The organism is Paenibacillus sp. EC2-1 (assembly GCF_049311625.1).
In the GTDB taxonomy this organism is placed as follows: Bacteria; Bacillota; Bacilli; order Paenibacillales; family Paenibacillaceae; genus Paenibacillus_AQ.
The window spans coordinates 1,261,954-1,275,401 of sequence record NZ_CP186006.1 but is presented as its reverse complement, the minus strand read 5'-3'; the positions used below and the strand labels follow the sequence as shown (position 1 = coordinate 1,275,401).

Below are 13,448 nucleotides of genomic sequence, written 5' to 3'. Positions count from 1 at the left end.
TCCTTCAGGAATGGCTATTTACAGAATTATTATCCCATTGTACCAAAACTTGTCTAAATATGGCGATTTTCTTCATCAATTTATAAAATAGCATCATACTAAAATGTAAATTTTTAAATTTCGTATACATTCCAAGGGATTTCCACATTCCATGTCGAAAGATTAGTGCAATGAAGATGTATTATTGAATCAGAGGGTGAAACATTTTGTCGGAAATCAAAAATATTCTGTTACAGTTACTATTTGCACTTTCACCATTTGTGGTATACAACATTTTCTACCGCAACCTCGAAATTAACTATTCTAGGCGATTTATCCTGATTACCTGCTCCTTTTGTCTAATACTATCTATGATCTTTGCCTCAAGTACAGCGGCAGGCTTCATATTTGATGTCAGGTATGTCATCATCTTCTTCGGTATTTTATTTGGAGGAGTCCTATCAGGATTTATTTTATTAGGGGAGTTTATTGCTTTCCGGATGTACATCGGCGGTGCTGGTACCCTTGATGCCTTGATTATCCAAGCCATTACCTTTCCTCTATCCTTACTTTTAGGCTCTCTCTATCACAAGATGAGAAAGAAACATATCATTACGTTTATCGCAGGAATCAGCTTCTCCTTCATCCCACTTATTGCGCTATACATAAGCCAACCGAACTATGTTGTCAGCTATTTTTCATTCAATATTCTCGTTATGCCCGTTCAGAACAGCCTGGGTATATGGCTACTTATCACACTGTTTAACAAATCCGTATCTGACAAGGAATTTTATCTTAAGCATATTCAGAATGAAAAGGTAGAGGCCATCAATCAAGTCGCCGCTTCCCTAGCTCACGAAGTTAGAAATCCGTTAACAACGGTTCTAGGCTTCCTGAAACTAATAAGAGCCAACCGTTTTGAACGGGAAAAGACCGAGCGTTTCATCGATATCAGTATTGAAGAAATCCATCGAACAGAGCAAATCCTGTCCGATTACCTCTCAATCAGTAAACCTCCTATCTCGATTCAGCAGCAGATTGATTTGGTCCGCCAATTAACAACCGTCGTAGAAGTGATGACTCCTTATGCAAATATGAATAACGTTTCCCTTGAATCGGAAATTCCCTCTTCGCCTATACTCATCTTCGGCAGTCCCACAGAAATAAAGCAAGTGCTCGTTAACTTCATCAAAAATGCGATTGAAGCATGTACGGATATCCCAAAAGCGCGTGTCGGTATTACTTTCCATGTTCAATTACAGCGGGTTCAGCTTCTGATCGAGGATAACGGAGTGGGAATGGATCATGACCAGCTTAGCCGTCTTGGCTCTATCTATTACTCTACGAAAAGCACAGGAACCGGACTTGGTCTAACTTACTCCTACCAAGCCATCCGTTCCATGAATGGTACAGTCACAGTAGAAAGCGAGCCACGCTCCGGAACAATCTTCACGATATCTCTGCCGCTTGCCTGATGTTTAGAATAGAACCAAATGATAGAAGGCCGCTCAAGGTTATTCCCCTTGAGCGGCCTTCTTTAATTAATCCGATAATCCTAACACTCGAAGCATTCTCATCACCGTAACTACGGTTTGCGCTTTCGTTACATTCATCTGCGGAGCGATCTGATCCTTGGATACCCCTTGAATGATTTTATGCTCTACAAGCAGCGCCAGCGATGATTTAGCATATGCAGAAATATCCTTCTGATCCTTAAATTTGGCCAGCGATGCGGAATTAGCATCACTAGACTTCCCTGCATAATTCATTGCATTTGCTAGAATCACAGCTAGTTCTTCTCTTGTTAGTAATCCATTCGGATCAAAGCGATCTCCGGATTTACCTTGAACAAGTCCTGCTGCTTTTGCTGCCGCAATTTCCTTCGCATATTTCGAATTCGCATCTACATCTTTAAAGTTGGTCTCATTGCTGTTAGGCATAACACCAAGACCTCTAACGATAATCGATGTCATCTCGGCACGCGTAATATCCAAGTTTCCTCCAAAGACATTCGCCCGCTCTCCTTGTGCGATCAGCATAGCAGCGGCTCTTGCTACATCTTGTTTCGCCCAAGCAGGGATAACATCTCCAAAAGTAACCACGTTCTCAGCCAGCACATAAATACCTCCGGCTGTCATTTTAAGTTCTGCTCTAACCTTACCGTCAGGTAGAAGCTTAAACAGTGTAGGCACAGAACGAAGCTCACTTGTACCCGGTACAAACACCATTCCTGCTGCACGTTTCTGATCAATCTGCTTCGGATCCAAAGTAATAAACTGACTCACATATAATGATCCAAACTGCTTCATCTCTGTAACACTCTTATCCGCATTCACTTGTTCGATCTTGAACAAGACTGGTTTCGAGAGACCTTTCATTCCTTTGAGCAATCCATTCGCAGTCTCTGCGTCTTTCTCAGACGGAGCGCCAATGGTAACTTTCATGCTGCCCTTAGATATTAATGCAACAGGAATTCGGTGCTCAGCTCCATTCATCATCATCGACAAGGTACCCTTTGGATCTTTCTTGGCGATCGCTGCGATAACACCTTGCGGAATTTCGATCTCTGCCTGATTCGTTATATCCCCAAGTGCAATCTGAAAGTTCGAGGAAGATGAAGCATTAATTAATTGAATCGCTGCTGCTTCTGGTACACTTACAACCGATTTATCGGCTTGTTTATTAATCTGCACACCTAGCTCATCTTTACCTTTTGGAGGTGTCGGGGCTGGAGCTGGTGTTGTTGGTGTTCCGCTGGAGCTTCCGCCACTGGAGCTTCCGCCGCCATTGCCGCTACCCGGTTCCGTAGGTGCAGATGCAGTCGTCGCACTCAGTTCTTCTGAAGCGACGGACACCGCTTGAACTTCCTCTCCTGATTTCGTGATAGCAAGTAGATGTAATTGGTAAGTTTGTTCTGGTTTCAGAGAAGTAATGGTGTACGTTGTCTCCTTGGTCGTTCCCACCATGGCTTTATCGACGTAAATCTCGTACTCTGTTGCTCCCGGTGCAGCATCCCACTTCAGAGAAAGAGCATTTGCTGATTTGGATGCCAATTGCAGATTATGAGGAGCCGGCAGGGCAGATGTATTCACCTCGCCATGAATCGGTAGATCTTTCACGAGCTGTGTAGTCAGCGTCTTATTGCGGTCACCGCTTATATCCCAGCTCATGACGCCCGCAATATCCAGTGTCTTCACCAAGGAAGCGGTATACATCATTGTTGTCTTGTCATTGAACGTGATGAAATTGCCGTTCTCTTCGTTATACACGTAGGCTACTTTGGCTGCGTTATTCCAGTAGTACTTATAGCCGTTTTTGTTCAGGTAGTTGTTTTCGATGTCTTGAAAATCGAATAAATTAGGTTCCCAAGTTCCGGGTAGAATCATCTTGCAATTCTGATACTCTCCAGTTGTAGGACAACCGCCCCAACCTTTACCGTAATAAGGGACTCCTGCAACTAACTTATATGTCGGAACTCCACCTTTTAAATGACCGTTAAGGCCCCCTAATACATTATTACGTGGAGCGCTTGTTCTTGGATGTTTTTTGTCATAGTAGAGAGGGGAATTATGGTGTGCAAGTAAACTCTCTTTCCCACTATAATCGTAGCTCATAATGTTAATAAAATCCAAATACTTTGATGAGTTAGCTAAGTCTGCATTGACCACAAAATTATCTCCTTGGCCAGACGCAATCGTCAGAAGATAATACTTGCCATCTTCGGAGCCAGCCGCATCCAACGCTTCGCGTACAGTCTTCATTAACAAAACAAAGTTTTCTTTATCCTCAGGTCCTCGTGAGTTGCTATCCACTCCACCCTCAACTGGATACTCCCAGTCCACATCCAGTCCATCCAACTGGTACTCCCTCAGGAAATCTACAGCTGAGTTTGCAAACGTACGCCGTGTGACTTCAGTTCTCGCGACGTTGGAGAAATTCTTAGACCAATTCCATCCTCCAACTGAAACCATCAGTTTAAGGTGGGGATTCTGTTCTCGAATCGCTACCCATGAACTCATGTTATCAAAATCACGCTCCGGATCCCCTATGACGATCTCTCCATCATGAACATAATCCTTTTGCAACGCAATATTCGGATCCTCGCATGCCCTAGCACCGGTTCCATACTTTTTCCAGCAAACATCTGCAAACGCATAGTTAATATGTGTTATGTGTGAAGCATCAACATCGAAAGGGGTATACTTTCTTTCGATGGTGTTAGACCATGCAGTGTAATAAGTAACATTAGTATAATCGCTACCCGGGATGACAGAGACAGGCATACTTTCTGGAGATGTCCCAAGGCTATTCATGGCGAAAACAGCAAATTTATAGGTAGTACCTTCCTTAAGGCCTTCAGCCACAAAACGATTGTCATTAGTTGTTCCAATACTTACATCATCTTGAAAAATAGTGTAGGATGTAGCTCCTGGAACCGGGGCCCAGCCCAGTGATACTGCTGTTCGTGTTGCTGTGATGACCTGCAGTGCTTCAGGAGTACTTAACTCTCCCCATGTAAGTGTTACTTTGTTACTGTTTTTGGATTTAGAATTATCAGGGTTTTCAGGATGCTGCGCTCCAACCATAAAGGTATATTTTTTTCCCACCTCTAGATCTGAGTACGTAAAACTAGTCGCAGCATTATTCCAAGTCCCGCCTTTCCAGGCTCCGTTAACGTAAAAATCATATCCTGTAGCATTGGGACTTGAACCCCAATTTAAGGTCACCGAATCCTCAGTCACACTACTAACTTTCAAGTTGCTTGGAGGTGTTAACGGGGATTCCTTGTATTCACTTGTATCTTTTAAAGTTGTAAACTCAACGACATTACTCTTATGCACTTTCGCAGTATCACTATTCCAAGTGATATAAACACGATATGTAGTCTCTGGTGTTAGGTTGATAGCGTAACGAGTCCATCTATTCCCCCAAGTGATATCACGATCTGTATCCAAGTTCCAAATCTGAATATCATTCGGATCTTCTGTTCCATTGGGTCCTGACTTGAAATCCCATTCCAGCAAAGCGCGGTTATGGTAAATTTCTTTCACTCTCAGATTCTGCGGTGCCAGCGGATCTTGCTCCCCAGCAATTGCAGCGTCCTTTAGCTCAGTGGCTGGAGTCTTTTCACCCTCAGCAGGTGGAACCGCAGTTGTTTCATCCGTAGGAGATTTTTCATCGGTTGGTGGTGTTTCAGGTGTTACATCTGTTGGTGTTTCAGGAGTTACTTCAGTAGGTGGCGTTTCGGGTGCTACGTTCGTTGGTGGAGTCTCGGAGTCCGTGACTAGTGGAGTATCTGTCTCAGCTGCGTAAGAGACGGGAGCGTTCAATAACGGAGTAAAAGATAGAACAAATACAAGAAAGATTACCATCCATTTGGAATACCTGTTATGTATCCTTAGATTCATTAATTTCACCTCTATTAAGTTTTATATTTCGGGGTCAGGCATGCATAAAAGCGGTTACATTTCGGTGAGTGCAACATTCGTCTTTATGAGGCTCTAGTGATGTTTTCTGAAATATTACCTCCATTCTTCAAAATAATACAATAATTGTAACTAGTACTATAATGAAACTTGGCTCAGTAAATGAGAAGGGATACATTCTTACAAAGATAGGATAAAATTGTATAATTTTATACAAAATACAGATTTCTATGTAAAAAAGAGCCCTTCATGATGAAGGACTCCTTATCAATTTCATTATTAAAATGCAGGAATAGCGATCTCGTCATAATTATCTTCAAAAAATTTCTTAACTTCAGGTCCAGTCATCGCTTTAGCAAGCTTACGAATGGCTTCAGAATCAGCATTATTTTTACGAGCAACCAGTGTGATTGCGAATTCTGAATCTGTACCTTCCGTAATCAACGCGTCCTTCTTTGGAGTGAGTCCAAGGGGCTTCGCGTAGGCAGGTGTCATGACAACCATATCTACATCATCCAATGTACGAGCAAGCATGAGCAGATCTACTTCTTGGAATTTATAGTTTTTAGCGTTCTCAACGATATCAGATGTTGTCGATTTAATGCCTACTCCATCCTTCAGCTTGATCAATCCGTGCTTCTCTAGCATCACGAGCGATCGACCAAGATTGGAAGGATCATTCGCTACGGCGATCGTTGCTCCCTCTGGAAGCTCTTCAATAGATTTATATCGCTTGGAGTAAGCACCGAAAATGGCGTGATAAATCGGCTGAACGGCTACAAGCTCGCTTCCGTTGTTCGCATTGTATTCCTCCATATAAGGAACATGTTGAAAAAAGTTAGCGTCCACTTCTTTGTTCGCAAGCGCATTGTTCGGCTGCACATTATCCGATAGAATCTGGATATCTAGGTTAATTCCTTCCGCTTTAAGTTGTGGCTTAACTAGCTCCAAAACTTCGGTCATTGGTGGAATCAGGCTGGCTACCTTGAGCGTAACTTCTTGACCCTTTGTCTCTTTTTCACCACTACCGGTTTGGTCACCTGTTTCCTTCTGACCGCAACCTGCGACGATTATCATCATTACAGCTAATAGACCTGCGAGCATACTTCTTGAATGTTTTGACTTAAAATTCATTACCATCTTACCCCCATCTTAGATGTTATTACTTCATGATCGAAACAAGCACTTTACCTCTTATCTAACAACCTTGACAACAAGTTCCCCGTGAATTGAATAGACTGAACCAATATAATCATGATGATAATCGTAAATACCATAATCTCCGTTTCAAACCGCTGATACCCATATCGAATAGCAAAATCCCCTACGCCGCCACCGCCTACGATTCCCATCACGGTTGAGTAGGAAATAAAGCTGATCGTCGAAGTTGTCAGTCCTAGTACAAGACCAGATCGGGCTTCCACATAGAGAAATTTGAAGATCAATTGCAGTGTCGAGGCTCCCATCGAGGAAGCCGTCACTGTCACTTCTCGCGGAACGTCGAGCAATGCTTGTTCTACTAGCCTGGAGTAATAAGCTATAGCTACCACGGATAATGGTACAGCAGCCGCCAGTGTACCCAAGGAGGTCCCCACTAGCATACGAGTAACCGGAATCATAATGACCACTAGGAGCAAGAACGGAAATGAACGAATGACATTCACGAGCCCGTTCAGCACTGAGAAGACGATACGATTCTCGTATATCTGACCTTTACGGCAAAGGTACAACAGTGTTCCTACCGGCAGACCAAGGATGACAGCCGCAGCAATAGAGATGCCGACCATAACGAATGTCTCACCAATCGCTTTCCAAATCTCCGACTGATACTGTCCTACATAAGTGAAATAATCGCTCAAATAATGGACGATGCTGCTTAACCAATCCATCATATATCTGCCTCCACCGGATAGGTATCGATCAGACGACCCTGATCCATAACTGAGACATGCTTGCAAATCCGGTTTACCACATCCACCTCATGCGTAACGATCACAATCGTAACCCCGAACTTCTCATTAATGCGGCTAAGCACATCGAGAATATCTGCAGTCGTCTGTGAATCCAGCGCGGAAGTCGGTTCATCACATAATAGTACTTTAGGCTGATTCACTAAAGCTCTTGCAATCGCTACCCGCTGCTTCTGCCCTCCACTGAGTTCTGCTGGATATTGGTGGATTTTGTCGCTGAGTCCGACAAAAGTTAAATACTCTTCTATCCGCTTCAGTCGCTCTCTCTTGGGTATCCCCGCAAGCTCAAGGGGAAGCCCTACATTACCAGCAACATTCCGATTACCGATCAGATTAAAGTGCTGAAAGATCATTCCGATCGATCTTCTTGCCTCTCGAAGCTGTGAATTCCTCATCGCAGTCAGGCTTCTACCAGCCACCTTCACCTCACCAAGATCAGGTCGTTCAAGAGCGTTCATCATTCGCAAAAGCGTAGATTTACCTGCTCCACTTGCCCCAATTATGCCGTGAATATCACCCTCTTTAATACATAGGGAGACAGAATCTATCGCAAGAAACCGGCTCTTCGGGGGACCGAAACTCTTACTCACCTGTTGTAAAGCAATCATAATCTAAGCTGCGCACCCCCACTTTCCATTCTTTCATTTTGCATATAAACATAAGAAGAAACGGCTCGAACCCTTTAGGGTACAATGACCGTTTCGATGTGAATCCAACTATTCGAATCATATCACATAATGAAAGAATGTTGTCTCTTTTAAAAATAAATCAAATTTTGGTATCTTAACCTCAAATAATTTAATAATTTAAGATAAATACAACTGATTACCGTACATTTCAGTCAATTTTTCGGCAGCACGTTCCAGTATCATTTCATCAAACCCGTCTAGCCCTTCAATAGCTCTAATCTTATCGGCGGGTGAACTTTCCTTGTTCAGGTGAAGACTCCAGTTCACAATATTCTGAATGGTTTCCTCTGTCTCAAACTGACGGAAATAGATATGCGCTTTGTACAAATAACTTTCTGCATGCTCCGGCAAAATGCTCAGCACTTCATCAAAAGCTTCTAACGCAGCATCTTCTTCATGATCTTTATAATGTATCTGTCCTAACCTGAAATATGCCCCCGGATGGCCTGGCTGAAGTTCAAGGAATTTCATGATATCTACTCTAGCTCTGGCGTAGTCCATCATGGATAAATAAATAGCACTTCGAAGACTATATAGCGCCGCATAATTGTTATCGAGTTCTATCCCTTGCGTACAATCTGATAATCCTCGATCCAGCTGTCCCGTCTCAAAAAAACAACCAGCCCGGAACTCATATAACCTCGAATTTCCAGATGTCATATGAATAGCCTTGGTATATGCATCAATCGCTAAATCCCACAGACCCATCTCTTTATAAATGTGACCACTTGCAGTTAAATAAGTCGGATGGTCTTCATAATCGGGGTCTAGTGCAACAGCTTTCTGCAACTCAATCAATGCTTCCTCATTCTTCCCTTGCAAATACATCACGTAACTTTGTTTATTGTGAATTTCCGAAGTATCACTTAGCTTCAGCGCTTCACTCAGCGCCTCTTCAGCCGCTGGCAAATCAGCCATTTCAATGAAAATATCTGCACGCTGCGTAAAATTAGCCGCGTCGTCTTTTTCCATCTCCAGTAGCTTATCGTTCATCTTAATAGCCTCTTGATTCTTGCCTAGGCGATACAAACAATCTGCCATCCAGTAGCATACGAGTGGAGATCCGGGATGCAGTCGATACAATTTCGTTATCACTTCAGCTGCTGCTGCTTCCTCTCCATCCTCTCTATACAATCTCGCAAGCTCGAAATAAGCACGGAAGTCGTTCTCATCCTGGTGAATGGCGAGACCAAAGTCCTCTATCGCTTCAGCCTTCTTACCCCAAGCTGCATAAATCTCCGCACGCTTCAGGTACAGATCCACAGCTCCTGTATAGATTTGCAGCCCTTCCGTTGCCGCTTCAACGCCTTTTTCGTATTGCCCTAGCTGCAGGTACAGATCTGCCAGTAATCGCCGGAATGAGAAATTCTCCTTCGTCTGCCTTTGAAACGTCATAAATGCACCATAGCTGTAATTGGTAGCGCCATCGAATATGGCGTAACCTTGATCTGATTCCGCTTCATACCGATTAGACAACGCTACGCCTTTCCTTAATACAGTGACTGCTTCTTCCATGGAGTCAACTAAATCTAAGCACCGAGCAAGCATGAAGTAATACATGGGGATTGCCCGATCTGGATTTTTCACACTTTCTTTGAAACAGTGAACGGCATCGGCCGGGTTACCATTCTCATAATACGTCACACCCAACTCATAATGAGTCGAGATGACTGTACTCGCATCCTCTCGCTTTATGGATTCTTTCAGGTCCCGAATTGCCTCCTCGTATCTACCCATATCTTTATAGGTTATCCCTCTTGTGTACCAATTCATAAAGTTATCGCTATTCAGCTCAATCGCTTCATTCAGGTCCAATATGGCTTCTTCTTCACGGTTCAGTTCACGTAAAATATGTGCCCGCCTTTCATAGGCTCTTGCTGCCCCCGTCCGATCTATAACCTGTCCAAGATACGCTATTGCCTCATCCGAATGAGCCGTATGATGCAGCAGCTCTGCATAAATGATCTGATCATTTAATGACTTTAGAGCTTTTTGGCCCTTTCTGATATATTTGAGTGCTTTCTCCAAATCTTGACGACCACGATAGTAGCTACCGAGCTTAAGCCAGATTCTATCCAGTAACAGCATTTCTCTCACCCTTTAAGTTTGTATGTAAGTCACTATCCATGTCACAATACCCCTAAATACTTGAAATAGGGAAACCCATCGGCTTCCCTATTCTCATATATCTATTATATTGTATAAAAAGGCGATAAATGTCCAGTGTCTCTCATTCAATACACTTTATGGATGACATCCTCAAAGTCAGGGTTCTCCATATCGATATCATCCAATTCCCCCCAACGCCCAAGCTCCTTAAGTACAGCCATCGTGTTCATCTCTTGGCGATTCACCTCAATGGTAACGATGTTCTGCGTTACTGCTGTTACACGGATAAGAGATGGCTTAGCTGCCACGATCGATCCACCACAACCACTAATGCTGGAATCTCCAGGGCTCAGAGACTGATATACATCTGGAACCTGAAAAGAACCTTTATAAGTAACCGTAATTCGCGTTGGCAATCCAATCGTATCACGAAGGGAACGGGTCGTACCGTCATAGGTCAGCTTACCATCATTAATAACCATCACTCGGCTGCATAACTGCTCAATATCGTCCATATCATGCGTGGTCAAGAGAATGGTTTTACCGAAATCCTTGTTCAGAAGCGTAAGAAACTGACGAATATTCCGCTTCGCGTTCACATCAAGACCAATTGTTGGCTCATCCAAGAACAACACATCCGGATCATGCAGCATCGCCGCTGCGAGGTCTGCGCGCATGCGCTGTCCGAGCGATAGCTTCCGCACAGGCGTTTCCCAGAACGTGTGCAAATCCAGAAGTTCTGTAAACTGATCGAGTCTTCGCTGCTTATCTCTACGATCCACCGAATACATTTTTGCCAAAATATCATACGAATCCTTCACCGGCAAATCCCACCACAACTGACTGCGCTGACCGAACACGACCCCCAGGTTCTGAACGACCCGGCGCCGCTCCCTATGAGGATTCATGCCACCGATGTACACCTCGCCAGAAGTGGGATGCAGAATGCCTGTCAGCATCTTGATCGTCGTCGATTTTCCCGCTCCGTTAGGTCCGATATAACCAACAAACTCTCCCTCTTGGATGTGAAAGCTAATGTCTCTCACTGCTTCTTTGGTCTTGTAATCCCTTGAAAATAATGTTCTTAGCCCCGCGAAGCGTCCTTCACGTACTACAGGTGTCTTGAATTCCTTGTGTATGTTATGAACCTCAATCATCTTCTTCTCCTCCTTAGCTCCCAGCGCTCTGGTATTTGGTAATGCCAAACCGCCAGAATCGCAAGGATAAGGTGAGACAGATCACCGCAACCATCGCTACAGCAGCAAGCACCCAAGGCCCGAGTTCTCCGCGCAGTATGTATAATGATGGAACGTAATTCACGAAACCAACAGGCACAACAATAAGTAATAAGGACGACATCCACTTGGGATACAGCGACAAGGGATACTGTGCCGCGGTACGGGCAGCATCTTCAGTAATGGTCTGGAGTTCATTAATTCGGGTCGTCCAGAAACCGAGCGTTGCGGTAGCAAGGCCAATGGAGAACAGAATGACAGCTCCTGTACCGATAATGAACAACGTCTGAGGCACAGCGATGAAGTCTACTTTACCGCTGCTTATCATGGCGCCAAGTGACCAGATCAGCAGAAAGCTTCCCTGAAGTACCTCGCCAAGCATAATGCGGATGTGTTGGGGCATCAGTGCGAGTAGCACCGGCATGGGCCTTGTCAGCAGCTGATCAAGTTCTCCGGTGACAAGATATTTTTCCAGATGATGCACTTCATCAGCAAAAGTTCGGTACAGCGTCTTCGAAAGTGTCATCACGGCAAACAAATACCCGATCTCATACAGAGACCAGCCTTGAATGGCACCAAATTTGTGAAGTACGATCGCTACCATCAGAAATTCTGAGATTTGAATGAGCGCAGCTAGAATCGATGCCAGAAAGAAGTTGAATTTATACTGCATACGGCTTTTGATGCTCGTTCGGATAAGTAACCCGTATAAAGAAATCCATGATTTCATCGTCATCCTCCCTGCACCTCCACTTTTCGGCGCAGAAAGCCAGTAACGAATATGCAGATCAGTGTGAGCAGAACACACCAGAACAACGTTCCCCATAATGCAGAGACGTTACCTAAACCGAGATAGAAACGTGTGGGTACATACAGCAAGTAAGGATAAGGCGACCACCATGCGATACGCTCTAGCCAACCAGGTAGCCACTCAATCGGAATAAAAAATCCGGCAAGCAAATTAATCATGGCGTGGTTGCCCCAGTAAAGCCACGAAGATTCGGTTGTCCATAACGCTGATGCACCAATCAGATAATTCATACAGATGGACAGATAGGCTGCGCCAATTAAAGCAAAAGCTGCGTAAAGAAGAGATGATTTTTGTTCCGGGAGAGAAAGAGAAAAGGCGAAGTAATAAACCAGGTAGATCGGAATGGATTTGTACACGAACTGGTAACCGATTTGCCCCCATTCCTTAGCCATCAAATGGCTGAACAGATGCACGGGTCGCATTAAATCAAGTGAAATATGGCCCGTCCTGACCGCTTGAGGAATACCAAGACCATTCGTGACAAAGCTAGCGACCCATAACGCAGACTGGGTAAAGGCAATATAATTCACCATCCCTTGCGTTCCGTACTCTCCAAGTGCATAATCCGCACCTAGACCGATCCAGATACATGCGTACATGAAACCGAACATCGCGCTCGCGATATTATGGACCATGTGCGCTCCCCGATACTGCAAGTTTCGGGCATAGGCTTTGGAAGCCAGAGTGAAATAAAGCATGGAACACCTCCGATAAGTAGTTGTTGACGGCTATCCGTCCACTTCAGACAAGGCGAAAATTGAGAGAAGGACAATAGCATACCAAAACGTTCCAATAGAGGCAAGAGATTTTTTGGGGACAAAAAAACGCCGAATACAGGCAGCCCCTGTAATTCGGCGTTTCCATATGATTAGCTTTGCTCCTTGAGTACTTCCTCATACTGCGACAATACATGGTCTAGCTCGTCAAAGCGTACAAAGCGGGCAATGCGGAATACTTCCTTCCCTTCAAAAAACACCAGCACCGTCGGTGCAGAGAATGCCAAGTAAGCCGATGCTGCCTCAGGAGCATCTTCCATGTATGCATATATACCCGTCACGTCAGAACGTGTTTTTAGCATAGTTGACACCTTGGCCTGAACCGATTCACATACACCACATTGTCCAGTCTTAATCACTAGTAGTACAAGTTGTTGTTCCGCTATTACCTGTTGAATATCCTCAAGTGATTTCAACTGCTGCATAACATCTTCCTCCATTTAACACACCTCA

The 13,448-nt window shown here is 44.2% G+C and carries 10 protein-coding genes; 1 reads left to right on the top strand and 9 read right to left on the bottom strand.

Annotation, left to right across the window (positions count from 1 at the left end; all coding sequences use genetic code 11):
- Positions 1 to 206 precede the first annotated feature (206 nt).
- A complete protein-coding gene (locus ACK8P5_RS05910) occupies positions 207 to 1,454 on the top strand; it encodes an ATP-binding protein (RefSeq protein WP_422660048.1) in 1,248 nt (415 codons plus the stop codon).
- Between the two features lie 66 nt (positions 1,455 to 1,520).
- Here ACK8P5_RS05910 and ACK8P5_RS05905 read toward each other — a convergent pair whose 3' ends face one another.
- From ACK8P5_RS05905 to ACK8P5_RS05865, 9 genes are all read right to left on the bottom strand, one after another.
- Positions 1,521 to 5,387, bottom strand: coding sequence for a glycosyl hydrolase family 18 protein (locus tag ACK8P5_RS05905; protein WP_422660047.1), 3,867 nt, complete (start codon positions 5,385 to 5,387; stop codon positions 1,521 to 1,523).
- A gap of 297 nt (positions 5,388 to 5,684) precedes the next feature.
- Positions 5,685 to 6,509 (bottom strand): MetQ/NlpA family ABC transporter substrate-binding protein, encoded by an 825-nt coding sequence (locus ACK8P5_RS05900; protein WP_422661389.1) that lies wholly within the window; start codon positions 6,507 to 6,509, stop codon positions 5,685 to 5,687.
- Positions 6,510 to 6,592: 83 nt separating this feature from the next.
- The gene (locus tag ACK8P5_RS05895; protein WP_422661388.1) at positions 6,593 to 7,294 is read right to left on the bottom strand and encodes a methionine ABC transporter permease; all 702 of its coding nucleotides are present in this window, start codon (positions 7,292 to 7,294) and stop codon (positions 6,593 to 6,595) included.
- Entirely contained in the window at positions 7,294 to 7,983 is a 690-nt protein-coding gene (locus ACK8P5_RS05890) for a methionine ABC transporter ATP-binding protein (RefSeq protein WP_422660046.1), read from the bottom strand. The genes ACK8P5_RS05895 and ACK8P5_RS05890 overlap by 1 nt, the downstream gene beginning before the upstream one ends.
- 198 nt (positions 7,984 to 8,181) lie before the next feature.
- On the bottom strand, positions 8,182 to 10,152 hold the full coding sequence (locus ACK8P5_RS05885) for a tetratricopeptide repeat protein (protein ID WP_422661387.1): 1,971 nt from the start codon (positions 10,150 to 10,152) through the stop codon (positions 8,182 to 8,184).
- 146 nt (positions 10,153 to 10,298) lie between these two features.
- Positions 10,299 to 11,330 carry an ABC transporter ATP-binding protein gene (locus ACK8P5_RS05880; protein ID WP_422660045.1) on the bottom strand — a complete coding sequence of 344 codons (1,032 nt, stop codon included), beginning with the start codon at positions 11,328 to 11,330 and terminating at the stop codon, positions 10,299 to 10,301.
- A 13-nt stretch (positions 11,331 to 11,343) separates the two neighbouring features.
- Positions 11,344 to 12,144 carry an ABC transporter permease gene (locus tag ACK8P5_RS05875; RefSeq protein ID WP_422660044.1) on the bottom strand — a complete coding sequence of 267 codons (801 nt, stop codon included), beginning with the start codon at positions 12,142 to 12,144 and terminating at the stop codon, positions 11,344 to 11,346.
- Positions 12,141 to 12,917, bottom strand: coding sequence for an ABC transporter permease (locus ACK8P5_RS05870; RefSeq protein ID WP_422660043.1), 777 nt, complete (start codon positions 12,915 to 12,917; stop codon positions 12,141 to 12,143). The genes ACK8P5_RS05875 and ACK8P5_RS05870 overlap by 4 nt, the downstream gene beginning before the upstream one ends.
- A gap of 170 nt (positions 12,918 to 13,087) precedes the next feature.
- Positions 13,088 to 13,420 carry a thioredoxin family protein gene (locus ACK8P5_RS05865; protein ID WP_422660042.1) on the bottom strand — a complete coding sequence of 111 codons (333 nt, stop codon included), beginning with the start codon at positions 13,418 to 13,420 and terminating at the stop codon, positions 13,088 to 13,090.
- Positions 13,421 to 13,448 lie beyond the last annotated feature (28 nt).

Bases quoted from the DNA above. Each gene is read 5' to 3' on its own strand.
- ACK8P5_RS05870 (WP_422660043.1), bottom strand. From the start codon at position 12,917: ATGCTTTATTTCACTCTGGCTTCCAAAGCCTATGCCCGAAACTTGCAG.
- ACK8P5_RS05905 (WP_422660047.1), bottom strand. From the start codon at position 5,387: ATGAATCTAAGGATACATAACAGGTATTCCAAATGGATGGTAATCTTT.
- ACK8P5_RS05865 (WP_422660042.1), bottom strand. From the start codon at position 13,420: ATGCAGCAGTTGAAATCACTTGAGGATATTCAACAGGTAATAGCGGAA.
- ACK8P5_RS05875 (WP_422660044.1), bottom strand. From the start codon at position 12,144: ATGACGATGAAATCATGGATTTCTTTATACGGGTTACTTATCCGAACG.
- ACK8P5_RS05885 (WP_422661387.1), bottom strand. From the start codon at position 10,152: ATGCTGTTACTGGATAGAATCTGGCTTAAGCTCGGTAGCTACTATCGT.
- ACK8P5_RS05890 (WP_422660046.1), bottom strand. From the start codon at position 7,983: ATGATTGCTTTACAACAGGTGAGTAAGAGTTTCGGTCCCCCGAAGAGC.
- ACK8P5_RS05895 (WP_422661388.1), bottom strand. From the start codon at position 7,294: ATGGATTGGTTAAGCAGCATCGTCCATTATTTGAGCGATTATTTCACT.
- ACK8P5_RS05900 (WP_422661389.1), bottom strand. From the start codon at position 6,509: ATGCTCGCAGGTCTATTAGCTGTAATGATGATAATCGTCGCAGGTTGC.
- ACK8P5_RS05880 (WP_422660045.1), bottom strand. From the start codon at position 11,330: ATGATTGAGGTTCATAACATACACAAGGAATTCAAGACACCTGTAGTA.